This window comes from Celeribacter sp. (genome assembly GCF_048270365.1).
Classification (GTDB): domain Bacteria; phylum Pseudomonadota; class Alphaproteobacteria; order Rhodobacterales; family Rhodobacteraceae; genus Celeribacter.
In genome coordinates, this window is record NZ_JBLWTA010000011.1 from 17,097 (window position 1) to 33,680 (window position 16,584).

Below are 16,584 nucleotides of genomic sequence, written 5' to 3' on the forward strand. Positions count from 1 at the left end.
AGGGATCGCGCTTCTGGCTCGTCAATGGCAGCTTTAGGCGTGAAACTCTTTCGGTTTGCATCTGCAGGGAACGGCCGCTTCCCGCCCTTCGAGTAGGGCATGCCCATTCGATAGCCCTAGAAGCATCAGCCGCCCTACTGCTTTACTAAGCTCATCGAGCTATTCACCGGTTGCCTCACCTTTAAGAAGGTCCAGCGCCTGGACGACATCATCAATTTGATAGTGCGATCGGCCATCCATAACGGGCATGTTCGAGCCTGCGGATTTCGCCTCAATGATCTCGACAATCCTCTCAGGGAGGTGCTTTGGATCGATAGGCTGTCCAGCCCTGAGCGCTCTGCGGATAATCGACAAAGTAACCAGGGTGTCCGCATTAACTTCGTCGGCCTTGGTCAGCTTCTGTGGCATCTTTGCCCCCTTTGGGGGCTCAGGAGGGCCGATGAAGCTCTCTTGCTCGCGCCGGATGTCATCAAAGGTGGGGCGGTCACTCATGGGCTGTCTGTCGCTTCTCCCTGGCAAGCCTTGCCGCCAATGCCATCACGGCGATGATCTTGGTATTGGCGACCAGGTCAATGTTGTCAGTCGTGCTAAGCGGGTGTCCCATGGCAGGTTAGGAGCATGGGCCTATTCATCCCCGAAATACTTGTCGGCCTCCCCGACCCCGAAGGTCTCCAGTGCTTTGCGGTCCAGTTCCATGCCTTCCGGCCGAACCAACACATGCGGGATGAACGGACCGTTGTAGTCCATCACGGGTTGGCCTTGATGGGTACGCAGCTCCCCATTCGCTTCCTGTGCCAACATGATGTAGTCGAGGAGGTACTGAACGCCATCGAACAAGGCGCTGCGCTCTTCCACGGGAAGGTCAACGATTGTCTTAAGGTCAATCACCTGGTTCATCAAATCGACGAACTCCTGCTCGGTGAAGTTCTTGGGAAGTTGCTTGGCGAAATCGGAAAGGTTCATGGGGGTAGCCTAACATTCTTAAGATGTGGGTGTGGTCGTTTGGATGTGTGGTATGAGCTGATCGTCTGTCGACTCACGTTCGAAGGTATGTATAGGACGTGCCCTGTAGCAAGTGATAATCCGAAGATATTGTCATTTAAGTATCTGTATTTGTTGCGAAAAGTGGGAATGTCTTTAAAGGCCGCATGGTTCCTTCGTGTCACTCCGTCATGCGGTTGACGCTTGTGGCCATCGGAGGGGAACGGGGAGTGAGGATGCGTAAAATATCGAAAAAACAAAACCTTGGTGTGAAGAGCGGTATGAATGCTGAACTGTCGACAGGGCAGTGCGTCGCCTTCGGGAGTGGTAGATCTACATGGGAATGTGCCTCGTCAGCTTCTGTCGAGGATGCGAGAAGCGATCCATGATTGGTTTTCGCAAACTCTCTGACGACCAGCCCACCCTGCAGCTGTCTCCGTTGCTCCGGGCTGCGCACCGCACCATGCAGTATGCCGACGAGAACAGTGGCATCGGCCTGACCGCGACGAAGGCATTTCAACGCAAGTTCGTTCACTGGGCCGTCGAGCACGTTGACTGGCCAAGGTACGGGCCCGAGGAGGCGTTCAGCGTCAGCAAGGTAGTCAACGAGTACGAGTTTCCGCCGATCCAGGTCGTGCATTTCTTACTTCTGCAGCTGAAACTCGGGCGTCACTACAAGGGGAAATTTCTTTTGACGAAGAAGGGGAAGGACCTGCCGAATTCCCCAGGGGCGCTGTTCGACCAGTTGATCCCGTTCTTCCTGCTGGAGGTTGACCACACTTCATATGGCCGTCTGGATGAGCGCCCTTTCGGGACATGGGATGTCTGGCTGAACGTGATGAATGTCGAACTGGAGCAGGGGCTAACGGAAAGACAGCTGTATGGTCTGTTCTATGGGGATGGGCCGAATTGGGATAATGCCGGGTGGCGAGAACTTGCGGCGTTCTCCAGCTACGTTCTGAAGCCCTTGGAATGGGCCGGGCTGATCTCGGTCTATGAGGTTGACGGTGGCAGTCGGCGGGACTGGATGTGCTTCAAGACGGCGATTTGGAGGGAAGCGCTTCGGCTGGACACAGGTGATGACGCGCTCAACATAGTCCGGCATTGAAGCCTGATTGGCTGCCGGAACGATGTCGGCCCATTTAAGCCCTGAGTAATAGGTAAAGTGCTGCTCCGATGACGGCGATGGCCGTCAGTGTGTCGATCGTAATTCGCACATAAAGGAGTCGTTCAAATGCTTTTGCGTAATTTTGAGTGGAAGAAACCGCTTCGTCTGCCGCATATGTGTCAAGTGAACGGGTCTCCCCTTCGGCGGTGATAGACGGAAGCCATTCCTCTGATTGCAGAAAACGCTCAACTTGATCTTCGATGCGATGCTGAATGTGGTTTTGGATAGCGTTGTAGGTCAATGTGGCGGGGATCTGCGCAACCATGACTATGATGTTGAATGCATGATAGCCGAGGAATGCCGCAATAAGGACGTGCAAAGGCGCCCACACGTCGAGGTGTTTCTGTAGTTCTCCGTGGGCCAGGATTGTGAACGCAGTCCGGCCTATTAAGTTCAGCAGCAGATTTAGGGGAGCGTGGACCATGATGCGATCCTCAAGCTTGGTCAAATATATTCTGCTGCCAAGAAGTACAGCTGGACGATGTTGAAGACGTACAGGATCAGACATCCTGGGATTGCGGTGGCTTCTTTTTTGAGGTCGTCCAACGGGATGAAGATGCTCAGAAGAAACTGGACTGAACCGCGCCGGGTTTTCCTGAGGCTGTTTAGTTTAAGTTATGCGGCCATGGCCTCAGTTTCGAGAGCTGCGTAGAAGTTAGCTTCTGCTTCCACCGGGGGGATGTTTCCGATCGGTTCGAGGGTTGATGCATTGCATCGACGCGTTTGGTGAACCCGTCGACCCATTCCAGAGTAGCGTATTCCACGGCGTCCAGACGACGCCAGGGGCCACGGCGGTGGATGACCTCCGCCTTGAAGAGACCATTGATTGTCTCGGTCAAGCGTTCGGTGTATTTTATCACCAGGTATTGCGACCCGCGGTCTGAGTGATGGATCAGTCCTACACCAGGCTGCCGCTGATGAACAGCCTGTTCCAAAGCGTCGAGAACGAAGCCCGTGTGAGCTGTGCGGCTGACGCGTCCCCTTGACCGGCAGGCGATTTGGCACAGCCAAATCTGCCGAGAGGGGGCCAACGATCCGGCGCGCAAATGTGTCGATGACGAAAGCCACGTAGACAAATCCCTGCCAAATCGCGACATAGGTGAAAGCACTGATCTGTCTGGCACCGTCGTCTTGTGCGGCTTGCCCCGAATGGCGCCCTGAAGCCCCAGATCCTTCATCAACCGGGCTATCGTGCATCGGGCCACATCAAACCTTCTCGTCGCATCTGGCGCCAAACCTTGCGTACCCGGGCACGGTCGCCCCGATCAACCTCCGCCTTTTTAACCCAGTCATTCAGAGTGTTCGTCGAACAACCGATCTTCGCCGAGATCGATACGATCGCGTGCCAGCGGCTCTCATGCTGACCGGCGTTGTCCAAAACCATGCGAACCGCTCGCTCGTGCACTTCAGCGGAATATTTGTTCGTTGTCTTGCTCATGATGCTCCATCCTACTCAAAAGCTGGAGCCTCCGGCAAACACCGCGCGGTTCACATGGCTCGGGCGATACCACTTCGAAAGCATTGAAGACGTGCAGGATCACGCAACGAAATGGCTCTGGACTTACAACAACGAAAGACCAAACATGGGATCGGCGGGATGACCCCGATGCAGAAACTGACAGCAGCTTAGATTCTACTGATACGCCTCTCTCAAAATGGGGGGATTGCCGCTTCATATGATGGCTGTCGACGCGAAAGAGCAGGAGGAGATGTCAATGAGCTTGGATCTGTTGATCGGCGGTGCGAATGTGGCCGCCGAAGGGGCAAAAACCTATGATCGTATCGACCCGGTGACGGGCGATGTGGCGACACGGGCCGCTGCGGCCTCTGTCGCGGATGCGCTTACGGCCGTGGCCAGCGCTGAGGCCGCATTCGCCGCTTGGTCCGCCACCGGGCCTGAGGCACGGCGCAAGGTTTTGCTCAAAGCGGGCGACATCATGGAGGCCCGCGCGGGCGAGTTTGTCGAGGCCATGGTCACAGAGACCGGCGCGACCGAGATCTGGGCCGGGTTCAATGTCCATCTCGCCTCCGGCATGCTGCGCGAAGCGGGCGCGATGACGACGCAGATCGGCGGCGAGGTGATCCCTTCGAACAAACCCGGCAGTCTGGCGATGGCGGTGGCAAAACCGCGGGGCGTGTGCCTCGGGATCGCGCCGTGGAACGCGCCGGTGATCTTGGGCACACGCGCCGTGGCGACGGCGCTGGCCTGTGGCAATACGGTGGTTCTGAAATCTTCCGAGATGTGCCCGAAGGTGCATCGTCTGATCGGCGAATGCCTCGTTGAGGCGGGGCTTCCCGCAGGGGCGATCAACGTGATTTCCAATGCGCCCGAAGATGCCGCCGAGGTTGTGAAGGCCCTCATTGAGGCGCCTGAAGTGCGGCATGTCAATTTCACCGGCTCGACGGCTGTGGGCAAAATCATCGGCCGTTTGGCGGGCGAAAACCTCAAGCCAGCGCTTTTGGAGCTGGGTGGTAAGGCGCCTTTTGTGGTGCTCGAAGATGCCGATCTCGACGGTGCTGTGAATGCCGCTATTTTCGGGTCCTTCATGAATCAGGGTCAGATTTGCATGTCCACCGAGCGCATCATCGTGGTGGATGCGGTGGCCGATGCCTTCGTCGAAAAACTCGCAGCCAAGGCTGCGGGCCTGCCCTATGGCAACCCGCGTGACAAGGTCGTTTTGGGCTCGCTGGTGACGGAAAAAGCCGCCGAGAAAATGGACGCATTGGTTGCGGATGCCACCGCCAAAGGCGCGACACTCGTGGCTGGCGGGACCCGCGAGGGGGCGATCCATTCGGCCACCTTGCTCGACGGTGTGACGCCTGAGATGCGGATTTATGCCGAGGAAAGCTTTGGTCCGGTGAAATCGATCATCCGCGTGAAAGACGCCGACGCGGCCATCGCCGTGGCCAATGATACGGAATACGGCTTGTCGTCTGCGGTGTTCTCACAGGACATCACCAAGGCGATGGACGCGGCGAACCGCATTCAAAGCGGGATTTGCCACATCAACGGACCGACCGTCTCCGACGAACCGCAAATGCCCTTTGGCGGTGTGAAGGACTCGGGCTTCGGACGGTTTGGCGGCAAGCTAGGCATCCATGAATTTACGGTCACACGCTGGATCACGATTGAGGACCCGAAACAGCATTATCCGTTCTGAGGTCTTGATATTTCGAACACGTAAGACCCGCTTCGGCGGGTCTTTTTTATGCGCGCTGCTCTGCGCCACCGCCTGACCTGGTTCGCAAAATTCTCTTTGGGACCTTTGATATAAAATCGTTTAAAACTCAAATCCGAATTAAAAATCGTTTTTATTTGACATGAACGATAAATTTTCGCCATGATCCCCCACAGGGGGCGGATGCGCCCGAGCAAAGATTGAGAGCAAAAATGAGAGACGGGTTCATGACCTCCACACGCGACGCGATGCATTTCATCAATGGGGAGTTCACCCCGGGCACCTCGGGAAAGACCTTCGACAATATCTCGCCGGTGACAGGCAAGAGGATCGGCATCGTGCATGAGGGGCGTCAGCCTGAGGTGGACGCGGCGGTGGCGGCAGCACGCGCGGCGCTTCGTGGAGACTGGGGATATATGCCCTTGGCGGCGCGGGCGGAGATGCTTCATGCCGTGGCCGATGAGATCAATCGCCGGTTCGACGACTTTCTGGAGGCGGAGATTTTGGACACGGGCAAGCCCAAGGGGCTGGCCTCTCACGTCGACATCCCGCGGGGCGCGGCGAATTTCAAAATCTTTGCCGATCTCGTGAAAAACGTCCCGACGGAGAGCTTCATGCTCGACACGCCTGACGGTTTTGGCGCGGTGAATTATGGCGTGCGCAAACCCAAAGGCGTGATCGCGGTGATTAGCCCGTGGAACCTGCCGCTCTTGCTGATGACGTGGAAAGTCGGCCCGGCGCTCGCCTGCGGTAATACGGTGATCGTGAAACCCTCGGAGGAAACGCCGCTCACGACCACGCTTTTGGGCGAGGTGATGAACACGGTCGGCGTGCCGAAGGGTGTGTTCAACGTGGTGCACGGCTTTGGCCCGGACAGCGCAGGCGCCTATCTCACCGCGCACCCGGGTGTCGATGCGATCACTTTTACGGGCGAGACGCGCACCGGCGAGGCGATCATGCAATCGGCCGCCAAGGGGCTGCGTCAGGTGTCGATGGAATGCGGCGGCAAGAACGCCGGGATCGTCTTTGCGGATGCGGACATGGACAAGGCGATCGAGGGCACGCTGCGCTCGGCCTTCTCGAACTGTGGTCAGGTCTGTCTCGGCACCGAACGCGTTTATGTTGAAAGGCCGATCTTTGACGAATTTGTCTCTCGCCTGAAAGACGGCGTCGAGATGATGAAACTCGGGCCCTCTGAGGACCCGGAAACCTCCATGGGGCCGCTGATTTCGCAGGAGCATAAGGACAAGGTGATGTCCTACTACAAGCTTGCCGTGGAAGAGGGTGCCACCGTGGTGACCGGCGGCGGCGCGCCCGAGATGCCGGACGATCTGAAAGGCGGCGCTTGGGTTCAGCCGACGATTTGGACCGGGCTTGCGGAAGATGCCCGCTGCATCAAGGAAGAGATTTTTGGCCCTGTCTGTCACATCGCGCCCTTCGACAGCGAAGACGAGGTGATCCGGCTTGCGAACGATACGACTTACGGTCTGGCCACTGCGATCTGGACCGAAAACCTGACCCGCGCGCATCGCGTGGCGCGTCAGATCGACGTGGGGCTGGCTTGGGTCAATTCGTGGTTCCTGCGCGATCTGCGCACGGCCTTTGGCGGCGCGAAACAGTCTGGCATCGGGCGCGAGGGCGGGGTGCATGGTCTGGAGTTTTACTCCGAGCTGACCAACGTCTGCGTTAAACTCTGAAGGACAGATTGATGACAAGTGAAACAAATATCCAAAAGGCCGCCGATCAGCTTTGGCAGGCTTGGGAGAGTGGCACGCCCGGAGATCCGATCCGGGGGCTTCTCGACGCGGGCGACGTTGACGCGGCCTATGCCGTGCAAGAGATCAACACCAAGCGCTGGCTGGGCGGCGAAGAACGGGTTCTGTCTGGCCGCAAGATCGGTCTGACCTCCATCGCCGTGCAAAAACAGCTCGGTGTGGATCAGCCGGATTACGGCATGCTCTTTGCCGATATGGAATTTATGGACGGCGAGGAAATCCCGGTCTCGGCGGTGCAACAGCCTAAGGTCGAGGCCGAGATCGCCTATGTGGTCTCCGCGCCTTTAGACGGCGCGCATCTGACTATGGTCGATCTGATGGCCTCCATCGGCTACGCGGTGCCTGCGCTCGAAATCGTTGGCTCGCGGGTCAAGGATTGGGACATTCGCATCACTGACACCATCGCGGACAACGCCTCGTCTGGAATTTACGTTTTGGGCCAGACTCCGAGGCCTCTGGGCGGGTTTGATCCGCGTCTCTGCGGCATGGTGATGACCAAGAACAACGAGCCTGTTTCTGTCGGCGCGGGTGCGGCCTGTATGGGCAGCCCGCTCAACGCGTCGCTGTGGTTGGCGCGCACCATGGCCAAGGCAGGCCGTCCGCTCGGCCCTGGCGATGTCATTCTCTCCGGGGCGCTGGGCCCCTTTGTCTCGGCTGAGCCCGGCGATGTGTTCGAAGCTCGGATCAACGGTCTGGGCTCCGTCCGTGCCGCTTTTGCAAAGGAATAAGACTATGGAAAAGATCAAATGTGCCATCATCGGCTCGGGCAACATCGGCACCGACCTGATGATCAAGATCATGCGCAATTCCAAGGTGTTGGACATGGCCGCGATGGTCGGGATCGACCCCGCGTCCGATGGTCTGGCCCGCGCGGCGCGTCTCAATGTGGCAACCACGCATGAGGGCATCGAGGGGCTTGTGACATTGCCCGAATATAAAGACATCCGCATCGTGTTCGATGCCACGTCTGCGGGGGCGCATCGGCGGCACAATGAGGTGCTTCAAAAGGACGGCAAACAGGTGATCGACCTGACGCCTGCCGCCATCGGCCCCTTCACCATTCCGCCGGTCAATCTGGATGCCAATCTCGACCAGATGAACGTCAATATGGTGACCTGCGGGGGCCAGGCGACGATTCCGATGGTTGCAGCGATCAACCGGATTTCGCCGGTGATCTACGGCGAAATCGTCGCCTCTGTGTCCTCGAAATCCGCAGGGCCGGGGACGCGTGCCAATATCGACGAGTTCACCCAAACCACCGCGCAGGCCATCGAACAAGTGGGTGGTGCGAAACGCGGCAAGGCGATTGTCATTCTGAACCCGGCTGAGCCGCCGGTGATCATGCGCGACACGGTCTATTGTCTCTGCGAAGAGGCCGATCAAGACGCGATCCGTCAATCCATTCTCGACATGGTTGAAGAGGTGAAGACCTATGTGCCGGGCTATCGCCTCAAGCAAGAGATCCAGTTCGAACATTTCGGTGACAACACTCCGCTGACCATCCCGGAAAGCGGGGGCACGTTCACCGGCCTCAAGGTCTCGGTCTTCTTAGAGGTCGAAGGGGCTGCGCATTACTTGCCGGCCTATGCGGGGAACCTCGACATCATGACCTCTGCGGCGATGAAGACCGCAGAAGCGCTCGTTCACAAACGCAATTGGGTCAAGGAGGCCGCGTGAAATGACCAAGGTTTACATTCAGGACGTGACGCTCCGCGACGGCATGCATGCGATGCGCCACCAATACGATCTTGGCCATGTGCGCGCGATTGCTGAGGCGCTCGATGAGGCCGGTGTGGACGCCATCGAGGTGACCCATGGCGACGGGGTGGCGGGGTCGACCTTTAACTACGGCTTCGGGCGCCAGACCGATGTGGCATGGATTTCCGAGGCGGCGAAGGTGGTGAAAAATGCCAAGCTGACCTGTCTTTTGGTGCCGGGGATTGGCACTTTGGAAGACCTGAAAAAGGCGCATGACGCGGGTGTCGTCTCCGTGCGCGTGGCGACCCATTGCACCGAGGCGGACGTCGCCGCGCAGCATATCCGGGCGGCGAAAGAGATGGGCATGGATGTCTCAGGCTTTCTGATGATGGCCCATATGAACCCGCCCGAGAACCTCGCCGAACAGGCCAAGCTGATGGAAAGCTATGGCGCGGATTGCGTCTATTGCACCGACTCCGGCGGGCGTTTGACGATGAAAGACGTCTCCGCGCGGATGGAGGCCTACAAGGCCGCCCTCAAACCCGAAACCCAGATCGGCGCGCATATGCATGAGAACCTGTCGCTCTCGGTGGCGAACTCGGTTGTGGCGGTCGAACATGGTGCTTACCGCGTCGATGCCTCGCTTGCCGGTATGGGCGCGGGCGCAGGCAATACGCCGATCGAGGCCTTCGCCGCCGTCGCCAATCTCTATGGTTGGGAACATGGCTGTGACGTGTTCAAATTGCAGGACGCCGCCGAGGACTTGGTGCGCCCGCTACAGGACCGTCCGGTGCGGGTGGACCGCGAGACGCTGACGCTGGGCTATGCCGGGGTTTATTCCAGCTTCCTGCGCCACGCCGAACGCGCCGCCGAGATGTACGGCCTCGACACGCGCGATATTCTCGTCGAACTGGGCAAACGCCATATGGTTGGCGGTCAGGAAGACATGATCGTCGATGTCGCCCTCGACATGGTCAAAGCCAAGGAGGCCGCAGCATGAAAAGCCTCGCAGAGCTGGCAGACTACGTGGACGAAGCGGCCCGCACAGCTATGGAAATCCCGCAAATTTCCGACACGCGGGTGCTGAGTGTCGAGGACGCATATGCGGTTCAGGCCCTGTCGATGCAGCGCCGCTACGCGCGCGGGGAAAAGCGCATCGGCATCAAAATGGGGCTGACATCGCGGGCCAAGATGATCCAGGTCGGCGTCTCTGACGTCACTTGGGGGCGACTGACCGACGCGATGCGCGAGGAGGAAGGCGGCGTGGTCTCGATGGCGAACTATGTCCACCCGCGCGTCGAGCCGGAGATCGCGTTTTTAATCAAGACACCGCTCTCGGGCAAAGTCTCCGCATTGGAGGCCATGTCGGCGGTGGAGGCCGTGGCGCCCGCGCTTGAGATCATCGACAGCCGCTACAAGGCGTTCAAATTCGATGTCGGTGACGTGATTGCGGACAATTCGTCGTCGTCCGGTTTCGTGCTCGGCACATGGCACAGCCCGGAGACGGACATCTCGAATTTGGGCATGGTGCTGTCGATCAACGGTCGCCCGCGAGAAATCGGGTCAACGGCTGCGATCCTCGGCCATCCGGTGCGCTCGCTTGTGTCGGCGGCGCGGATGGTGGCCTCGGCGGGCGAAGAGTTGAAACCCGGCGACATCGTTCTCGCGGGCGGCGCGACGGCGGCGATCTCGATGGAAGTGGGGCAATCCGTGCTGCTTGAGGTCGAAAGCCTCGGTCAGATCGGGTTCAATATTGGGGAGTAAGCCATGCCATTCATCGAAGTGACATTGGTCGAAGGCCGCACGCCGGAAATGAAAGCCAAGCTGATTGAGAAGGTGACGGAGGCAACCGTCGAGGCCATCGGCGCGCCGATTGAGGCGATCCGGGTCTGTATCCGCGAAGTACCCAAAGAGAATTGGGGCGTGGCGGGCCAGCAGAAATTCGTCAGCCCGGACTGACGGAGCAAGGCGGAGGCGTCTAGGCCGGTCGAAACTTGCAGGTCGAAACGTGTTAGGACGGCAGCGTTTTTCAAAGCGCTGCCGTTTCCGTTTCGGGGCTTACTCGCTCAGATCATGCTGCTGCGTGAGATCCGTGTAGGACTTCTCGATATGCGCCTCGATGGCCGCAACACAGGCGTCGATGTCGCCCGCAATCGCAGTGTCGAAAATCGCCTTATGCTCGATCCGCACATCGCGGGGCAGGGAGCGGTCGCCGATCAGGCGGCGGTGGTAGCGATAGGAATGTTGGTGCAGGGTCCGGCGGAACCGTTTCAGCCAGGCGTTGTCGCAGTTCTGCACGAGGCAATCGTGAAAATTGGAGTTCCACGTGTCCCAGTCATGGGCGAATTCGGGTTTGCCTTCGCCGATCAGCCGCTCTTCGATCCGCGACAGGCGGTGATAGGCGGCGACCAGATCGGCCTCCCAGACGTCGGACCGGTTGCTCAGGGAAATGCGGAGGGCCTGCGCCTCGATCATTTTGCGGGCATCCGTGATGTCGCGGAAGTCTTTGAGCGTCAGTGGGGCGACGCGAAAGCCGCGTTGCTGTTCCGAGGTCACCAGCCCGTCGATCAACAGGCGCGAGATCGCCTCGCGCATGGTCGAGGTCGAGACGCCGAATTCCAAACGTAATTTATCGACATGCAATCGCTCGCCCGGCCCCAACGCGCCCGAGATCACCCGTTCGCGGATTTGTTGCTGGACCGTTTCGATGGCGGTTTTCTTGCTGGTGCCTTGGGATTTGTCGCCGGAGGCAAGGGGATGTGGCTCGTTCATATCGCTTTGGCTTTAAGGTGTGCGTGTCTTTCCTTAGCAATGGCACCGCGTCGCTCAAATGTCGAGGATTTGCTAACATTGCAGGTTTGTTAAAAATAATCGTTTTTTATTTGACGCAACGATTTTGACCGTTAATCTCTTTTGCAGAGGAGGAGTCGCGGGCGCCGGGGAGGCTGGCACGCGCGGCCGCAAATGGAGGAGAGACATCATGAAATATAAGCTGACCGGCGCAGTGTGCGCCGCGATCTTGGCTGGCGGCTTTGCGGGCGGTGCGCTGGCGGAGGAGAAGGTGGTGGAGATGAGTTTTTCGCACGACCTGCCGACCCAACATCCGCTGCATTCCCAAGGTTTTCAGGTCTGGGCCGATAGCATCCGCGAGGCCTCGAACGGCACGCTGGACATCAGCTTTTTCCCCGCCGGTCAGCTTGGCAAGGCCGAGGACGAATATGACATCGCGAAATTCGGCATCGCCGATTTCGTCTGGGCCAATCCGGGGCATACGCCGGGGCGTTTCCCGATCATCGCATTGGGCGAGCTGCCGTTTTTCATCAAATCGGGTCTGGGGGGCACCGAGGCGATGAACGAATGGTACGCGGAGTATAAAGAACAGGAGATGGGGGACGTGAAATTCTGTGTCGTGCACCTGCACGATCCGGGCACCTTGCACAGCTCGTCGGAAATCCGCGTTCCCGCCGACATGAAGGGCAAAACCATTCGTCCGGCCAATGGCACCATCGGGCGTCTGATCCAAAGCATGGGCGGGTCCTCCGTTCAGGTTGGCCCCTCGGAGGCGCGCGAAGTGATCGAACGCGGTGCGGCAGATGGCATCACCTTCCCGTGGCGCTCTGTTTCGATTTTCGGCATGGATGACGTGGTCAAATATCACCCCGACATGCCGCTCTATGTGACCAATTTCATCATCGCGATGAACAAGGATCGCTATGCCTCTCTCTCCGAGAGCCAGCAGGGTGTGATCGACGACCACTGCTCGCCGGAATGGGGCGCAAAGATTGCGTCTGGCTGGGTCGAATTCGACAATGAGGGCAAGCGCCTGTTTCAGGAGAACCCGGAGCACAATGTGCTTGAGTTGACCGATGAGGAACTGACGCAATGGAAAGACGCGTCGGCCTTCCTGTTGGACGATTGGAAAGCCAATGTCACGGCCAAGGGGCTCGATGCGGATGCGATCTACAATGCGTTCGTGGAGCGGCTCGAAGCCCATGACGCAAAATTCTGACCCGCCCCGTGATGTCTCATCCGGCGGGGCCTTCGGGCTCCGTCGTTTCACCGCTTGGGTCGAATTCGCGGCCGCTTTTCTCATGGGGCTGGTGACGCTTTTGGCCTTTGGCTCTGCCGTGATGCGCTATGCGTTTTCCGCGCCGATCCCCGACAGCCACGACATCGGGCGGCTGGCGCTTGGCGTGGCGATATTCTGGGGCGTGGCGACGGTGAATTACACGGGCACGCATATCTCCGTCGATCTGCTCTACGAGATGTTGGGCAAGACCTGGCGTCGGGTGATGGATTTCATCTCCACCACACTGGTGCTGGTGTCCTTCGCTGTGTTGACCGTGATGATGTCGAAGAATGCGCAGGACGTGTTTGCCACCGGCGAGCATTCCTATGACCTGCGGTTCCAGATCTGGCCGGCCTATTGGCTGATGGTCATCGGCGCTGGCCTTGCGACGCTCACCACGGCGGTGCGGCTTTGGCTCATTCTCACGGATGACACACCGCATATGCATGAGGACCAGCCGGTCCCCATGATCGAAGAATAAACATAAAGAGGCTGAAATGGACCGGGAAACGGTTATGATCGTGGGCTTCGTCGCCCTGTTCCTCATGATGGCCATTCGCGTGCCGATTGCAATCGCGATGAGCCTTGTCGGCATTGGGGGCTTTGCCGCTGTGGTCGGCCCGTCGCAGGCGCTTCGCCTTGTATCGCTCTCGCCATTGTCGACGGCAACCACCTATCATCTGGGGATGATCCCCATGTTCATCCTCATGGGGGCCTTCGCGACCCGATCCGGCATGAGCCACGAATTGTTCCGGGCGGCCGGGGCTTGGCTCGGGCATCGGCGCGGCGGGCTTGCGCTCTCGACGATTGCGTCTTGCGCTGGGTTTGCCGCGATTTCCGGCTCCTCCATCGCGACGGCTGCGACGCTGACCAAGGTGGCCTTGCCGGAAATGCGCCGGGCGGGCTATTCCGATTCCGTCTCCTCCGGCGTGATCGCCGCGGGGGGCACGGTCGGCATCCTGATCCCGCCCTCCATCGTGCTCGCGGTCTACGGCATCATCACCGAACAGGACATCGGCAAGCTCTTTATCGCTGGTCTCGTGCCGGGCCTTCTGGCGGTCGCGCTTTACATGCTGACGGTGTCGATCCTCGCCTACATGCGGCCAGACGACATGCCGGTGGGGCCGCGTCGGGGCTGGGGCGAGCGGTTCAAATCCCTGCGCGATGTCTGGGCCATCGCCTTGCTGTTTCTTCTGGTGGTCGGCGGCATCTACGCCGGTGTCGTGACCCCGACCGAGGCTGCATCGTTGGGCGCCGTGGGGGCTTTGGTGATCGGGGTGGCGCGTCGGCGTCTGTCTTGGGCGGACATTAAATTCTGCCTCGTTGACAGCCTGCGCATCTCGATCTCGATCTTTTTCGTTTTCATCGGCGCTCTGTTGTTTTCCTATTTCCTCGCCATCACCCGCGCACCGCAGCAGGTGGCGGAATATCTCACCGCTCTGCCGATCAGTCCGATGGGCATCATGGTCCTGATCCTGATCCTCTATCTGGTGCTGGGCTGTGTGCTGGACTCGATGGCGATGGTGGTGCTGACCGTGCCGATCCTGTTTCCGGTCGTGACCAGCCTCGGCTTCGATCCGATCTGGTTCGGTGTTATGGTCGTCATGGCGATCGAGCTGGGCCTGATCACTCCGCCCATCGGGATGAATGTCTTCGTCATCAATTCGGTCGAACGCAACATCGGGCTGACGACGATTTACAAAGGCCTCTTGCCCTTTATCGCCATCGACGTGGTGCGGATCGCGGTGCTGTTGGTCTTCCCCTCCATCGCGCTGTTCCTGCCAAGTTTGATGTAGGTTGTGCCCTCAGGCGGGCAGGGCAGCGCTCGTCACGGCAGTGGCCTGAGGCAAAATCCAAGGCCCGCCACAGGGCGGCGGCGTGTTGGTCCTGAGCGCGCAGCCGTAGCAGGCCGAGAGCGCATGATCGGTCAGCACCTCGCGTGGCGTGCCCTCTGCGCGGAGTTTCCCTTCGCTCAAAAGCGTCACCCGATCCGCGAACATTGAGGTCAGGTTCAGGTCGTGCATCACGGCGATGACCCCGCCGCCACGCCGGGCGTAGTCGCGGGCGATCTCCATGACGGTGAGCTGATGCCCGATGTCGAGCGCGGAAACCGGTTCGTCGAGAATGAGCCAGCGCGGATGCCCCTCCAGAACCGGCTCCCAGATTTGCACCAAGACGCGCGCCAGCTGTGCGCGTTGCCGTTCACCACCTGAGAGCTCCTGCACCATCCGGCCTTCGAAACCGTCAAGCCCGACACGGGCAAGGGCCGCATGGGGCAGGTGCTCCAAGCCGCTCGCGCGTCCGGTCGACAGCCCGGCGGTCAGGCCGAGCCTGACAAGCTCCAGCACAGTGAAGGGAAAGGCGATGTTGCCCGATTGCGGCAGAACCGCCCGGCGCTGGGCGAGATCGAGGGCCGAAAGCTGTGACAAAGATGTGCCATCGAGGCTGACCTCGCCGGTGAACTCCTGTTCCCCGGTCATGGCGCGCAAAAGCGTGGTTTTGCCGGACCCGTTGGGGCCAACGATGGCGGTCACTTCGCCCGCGCGGGCAGAAAAATCGACCGCATCGAGCACTTTGCGCGCCCCGAAATGCACGCTGATGTCTGAGGCTACAATCATCTCAACTCTCCAAAAGGGCGCGGTTTTTCAAGAGGATCCAAAGGAAGAACGGTCCACCGAGACAGGCGGTGACGATCCCGATGGGCAACTCGGCGGGGGAGACCGCCAGACGGCTGACCATGTCGGCAAGCAACAACATGATCGCGCCCAGAAGTGCTGCGTTGGGCAAAAGGTTGCGATGTTCGGGGCCTTGGATCAGCCGTAAAAGATGCGGCACAACGATGCCGATAAAGCCGATCCCGCCGGTGATCGCGACCGACGCCCCGACAGAGCCCGCGACCGACAGGATCGCGATGCGTTTCATGCGTTGTGTGTCGATGCCCATATGCGAGGCGACGGCTTCGCCCAAAGCCAAAGCGTCCAAAGCACGGGCCAGAAAGGGCGCGGTGATCAGGGCCAGCGCGATGATCGGACCTGCGGTCAAAAGTTTCGCCCAAGTGGCACCCGCCACCGATCCCATGCCCCAAAACGTCAGATCGCGAAGCTGGTCGTCGGTGGCTTTGTAAACGATGAAGCCGGTGAGCGCGCCGGTGAGCGCGCCCAAAGCGATGCCCGCCAGCAACATGGTGGCGACAGAGGTTCGCCCGCCCCGCGTGGCGATCTTGTAGAGCGCCAAAGTGGAGACCCAGCCGCCGAAGAATGCCGCAAGGGGCACGAGATAAGCGCCGACAAGGTTTTGCAAAGCAAAGGGCAAAAGCCCACCCAAAACAATTGCCGCCACCGCGCCAAAGCCTGCGCCCGCCGAGACGCCGACAAGGCCCGGATCGGCCAGAGGGTTGCGAAACAACCCCTGCATCACCGCGCCCGCGACGGCCAGAGCCGCGCCCACCAAAGCGCCGGTCAACACGCGCGGCATGCGGATGTCCCAGACCACGGTCATATCGACCAGACGCGCCTCGCCGATGCCGAATTTGGCCAGAAGAGCGGCGATCACATCCGTGTCGCCCGCCGCGCCCCAGCCCAGCCCCACGAGCATGGTGAGCGCCAAAAGCGCGATGAGCCCGAGGCGCAAGAGACGCGCCTTGGCACGGCGGTCTCCGGCGAGAGGCAGGGTCACAGGGGGAGGCGCAGGGCGGGTTTCGGCGATGGCCATGGC

General features: G+C 59.7%; 17 protein-coding genes and 2 pseudogenes. 12 read left to right on the forward strand and 7 right to left on the reverse strand.

The window, feature by feature from the left end; translation table 11 throughout:
- Nucleotides 1–159: 159 nt before the first annotated feature.
- Together ACN0X0_RS15105 and ACN0X0_RS15110 are read right to left on the reverse strand one after the other, a co-directional pair.
- On the reverse strand, nt 160–492 hold the full coding sequence (locus ACN0X0_RS15105) for a hypothetical protein (RefSeq protein ID WP_417279820.1): 333 nt from the start codon (nt 490–492) through the stop codon (nt 160–162).
- A 132-nt stretch (nt 493–624) separates the two neighbouring features.
- Nucleotides 625–963, reverse strand: coding sequence for a hypothetical protein (locus tag ACN0X0_RS15110; protein WP_417279821.1), 339 nt, complete (start codon nt 961–963; stop codon nt 625–627).
- Between the two features lie 403 nt (nt 964–1,366).
- Here ACN0X0_RS15110 and ACN0X0_RS15115 point away from each other — a divergent pair, with 403 nt between their 5' ends.
- Nucleotides 1,367–2,089 (forward strand): hypothetical protein, encoded by a 723-nt coding sequence (locus tag ACN0X0_RS15115; RefSeq protein ID WP_417279822.1) that lies wholly within the window; start codon nt 1,367–1,369, stop codon nt 2,087–2,089.
- 34 nt (nt 2,090–2,123) lie between these two features.
- On the opposite strand, the gene ACN0X0_RS15120 is transcribed toward ACN0X0_RS15115, so the two are convergent.
- Complete coding sequence (locus ACN0X0_RS15120) at nt 2,124–2,597, reverse strand: hypothetical protein (protein WP_417279823.1); 474 nt, start codon at nt 2,595–2,597, stop codon at nt 2,124–2,126.
- Nucleotides 2,598–2,764: 167 nt separating this feature from the next.
- Nucleotides 2,765–3,587: pseudogene (locus tag ACN0X0_RS15125) on the reverse strand (transposase).
- Between the two features lie 40 nt (nt 3,588–3,627).
- On the opposite strand from ACN0X0_RS15125, the pseudogene ACN0X0_RS15130 reads away from it, so the two are divergent.
- The 8 genes and pseudogenes from ACN0X0_RS15130 to ACN0X0_RS15165 all read left to right on the forward strand — a co-directional run.
- A pseudogene (locus tag ACN0X0_RS15130) lies at nt 3,628–3,779 on the forward strand (integrase core domain-containing protein); the annotation flags it as partial.
- Between the two features lie 85 nt (nt 3,780–3,864).
- Nucleotides 3,865–5,310, forward strand: a complete 1,446-nt coding sequence (locus ACN0X0_RS15135; RefSeq protein WP_417279824.1) for an aldehyde dehydrogenase — start codon at nt 3,865–3,867, stop codon at nt 5,308–5,310.
- A gap of 245 nt (nt 5,311–5,555) precedes the next feature.
- Nucleotides 5,556–7,025 (forward strand): 2-hydroxymuconic semialdehyde dehydrogenase, encoded by a 1,470-nt coding sequence (locus ACN0X0_RS15140; RefSeq protein ID WP_417279825.1) that lies wholly within the window; start codon nt 5,556–5,558, stop codon nt 7,023–7,025.
- An 11-nt stretch (nt 7,026–7,036) separates the two neighbouring features.
- Nucleotides 7,037–7,831: a 2-keto-4-pentenoate hydratase gene (locus tag ACN0X0_RS15145; RefSeq protein ID WP_417279826.1), complete on the forward strand. Its 795-nt coding sequence runs from the start codon at nt 7,037–7,039 to the stop codon at nt 7,829–7,831.
- Between the two features lie 4 nt (nt 7,832–7,835).
- The gene (locus ACN0X0_RS15150; protein ID WP_417279827.1) at nt 7,836–8,780 is read left to right on the forward strand and encodes an acetaldehyde dehydrogenase (acetylating); all 945 of its coding nucleotides are present in this window, start codon (nt 7,836–7,838) and stop codon (nt 8,778–8,780) included.
- 1 nt (nt 8,781) lies between these two features.
- Nucleotides 8,782–9,801, forward strand: coding sequence for a 4-hydroxy-2-oxovalerate aldolase (gene dmpG, locus ACN0X0_RS15155; protein WP_417279828.1), 1,020 nt, complete (start codon nt 8,782–8,784; stop codon nt 9,799–9,801).
- Nucleotides 9,798–10,565, forward strand: coding sequence for a 2-keto-4-pentenoate hydratase (locus tag ACN0X0_RS15160; RefSeq protein WP_417279829.1), 768 nt, complete (start codon nt 9,798–9,800; stop codon nt 10,563–10,565). Before dmpG ends, ACN0X0_RS15160 begins: the two co-directional genes overlap by 4 nt.
- 3 nt (nt 10,566–10,568) lie before the next feature.
- Entirely contained in the window at nt 10,569–10,760 is a 192-nt protein-coding gene (locus tag ACN0X0_RS15165) for a 2-hydroxymuconate tautomerase (RefSeq protein ID WP_417261921.1), read from the forward strand.
- Nucleotides 10,761–10,859: 99 nt separating this feature from the next.
- Here ACN0X0_RS15165 and ACN0X0_RS15170 read toward each other — a convergent pair whose 3' ends face one another.
- A complete protein-coding gene (locus ACN0X0_RS15170; RefSeq protein WP_417279830.1) occupies nt 10,860–11,573 on the reverse strand; it encodes a GntR family transcriptional regulator in 714 nt (237 codons plus the stop codon).
- A gap of 208 nt (nt 11,574–11,781) precedes the next feature.
- On the opposite strand from ACN0X0_RS15170, the gene ACN0X0_RS15175 reads away from it, so the two are divergent.
- The 3 genes from ACN0X0_RS15175 to ACN0X0_RS15185 are packed head-to-tail and all read left to right on the forward strand — an operon-like array spanning nt 11,782 to nt 14,666.
- Entirely contained in the window at nt 11,782–12,810 is a 1,029-nt protein-coding gene (locus ACN0X0_RS15175; protein ID WP_417279831.1) for a TRAP transporter substrate-binding protein, read from the forward strand.
- Nucleotides 12,794–13,351, forward strand: a complete 558-nt coding sequence (locus ACN0X0_RS15180; protein ID WP_417279832.1) for a TRAP transporter small permease — start codon at nt 12,794–12,796, stop codon at nt 13,349–13,351. Before ACN0X0_RS15175 ends, ACN0X0_RS15180 begins: the two co-directional genes overlap by 17 nt.
- A gap of 16 nt (nt 13,352–13,367) precedes the next feature.
- A complete protein-coding gene (locus tag ACN0X0_RS15185; RefSeq protein WP_417279833.1) occupies nt 13,368–14,666 on the forward strand; it encodes a TRAP transporter large permease in 1,299 nt (432 codons plus the stop codon).
- Nucleotides 14,667–14,675: 9 nt separating this feature from the next.
- Here ACN0X0_RS15185 and ACN0X0_RS15190 read toward each other — a convergent pair whose 3' ends face one another.
- Together ACN0X0_RS15190 and ACN0X0_RS15195 are read right to left on the reverse strand one after the other, a co-directional pair.
- Nucleotides 14,676–15,488 carry a heme ABC transporter ATP-binding protein gene (locus tag ACN0X0_RS15190; protein WP_417279834.1) on the reverse strand — a complete coding sequence of 271 codons (813 nt, stop codon included), beginning with the start codon at nt 15,486–15,488 and terminating at the stop codon, nt 14,676–14,678.
- 1 nt (nt 15,489) lies between these two features.
- Nucleotides 15,490–16,581, reverse strand: coding sequence for a FecCD family ABC transporter permease (locus ACN0X0_RS15195; protein ID WP_417279835.1), 1,092 nt, complete (start codon nt 16,579–16,581; stop codon nt 15,490–15,492).
- Nucleotides 16,582–16,584: the final 3 nt, after the last annotated feature.

Excerpts from the sequence above, each read along its gene's own strand:
- ACN0X0_RS15105 (WP_417279820.1), bottom strand. The coding sequence starts at position 492 with ATGAGTGACCGCCCCACCTTTGATGACATCCGGCGCGAGCAAGAGAGC.
- ACN0X0_RS15110 (WP_417279821.1), bottom strand. The coding sequence starts at position 963 with ATGAACCTTTCCGATTTCGCCAAGCAACTTCCCAAGAACTTCACCGAG.
- ACN0X0_RS15115 (WP_417279822.1), top strand. The coding sequence starts at position 1,367 with ATGATTGGTTTTCGCAAACTCTCTGACGACCAGCCCACCCTGCAGCTG.
- ACN0X0_RS15135 (WP_417279824.1), top strand. The coding sequence starts at position 3,865 with ATGAGCTTGGATCTGTTGATCGGCGGTGCGAATGTGGCCGCCGAAGGG.
- ACN0X0_RS15140 (WP_417279825.1), top strand. The coding sequence starts at position 5,556 with ATGACCTCCACACGCGACGCGATGCATTTCATCAATGGGGAGTTCACC.
- ACN0X0_RS15145 (WP_417279826.1), top strand. The coding sequence starts at position 7,037 with ATGACAAGTGAAACAAATATCCAAAAGGCCGCCGATCAGCTTTGGCAG.
- ACN0X0_RS15150 (WP_417279827.1), top strand. The coding sequence starts at position 7,836 with ATGGAAAAGATCAAATGTGCCATCATCGGCTCGGGCAACATCGGCACC.
- dmpG (WP_417279828.1), top strand. The coding sequence starts at position 8,782 with ATGACCAAGGTTTACATTCAGGACGTGACGCTCCGCGACGGCATGCAT.
- ACN0X0_RS15160 (WP_417279829.1), top strand. The coding sequence starts at position 9,798 with ATGAAAAGCCTCGCAGAGCTGGCAGACTACGTGGACGAAGCGGCCCGC.
- ACN0X0_RS15165 (WP_417261921.1), top strand. The coding sequence starts at position 10,569 with ATGCCATTCATCGAAGTGACATTGGTCGAAGGCCGCACGCCGGAAATG.
- ACN0X0_RS15170 (WP_417279830.1), bottom strand. The coding sequence starts at position 11,573 with ATGAACGAGCCACATCCCCTTGCCTCCGGCGACAAATCCCAAGGCACC.
- ACN0X0_RS15175 (WP_417279831.1), top strand. The coding sequence starts at position 11,782 with ATGAAATATAAGCTGACCGGCGCAGTGTGCGCCGCGATCTTGGCTGGC.
- ACN0X0_RS15180 (WP_417279832.1), top strand. The coding sequence starts at position 12,794 with ATGACGCAAAATTCTGACCCGCCCCGTGATGTCTCATCCGGCGGGGCC.
- ACN0X0_RS15185 (WP_417279833.1), top strand. The coding sequence starts at position 13,368 with ATGGACCGGGAAACGGTTATGATCGTGGGCTTCGTCGCCCTGTTCCTC.
- ACN0X0_RS15190 (WP_417279834.1), bottom strand. The coding sequence starts at position 15,488 with ATGATTGTAGCCTCAGACATCAGCGTGCATTTCGGGGCGCGCAAAGTG.
- ACN0X0_RS15195 (WP_417279835.1), bottom strand. The coding sequence starts at position 16,581 with ATGGCCATCGCCGAAACCCGCCCTGCGCCTCCCCCTGTGACCCTGCCT.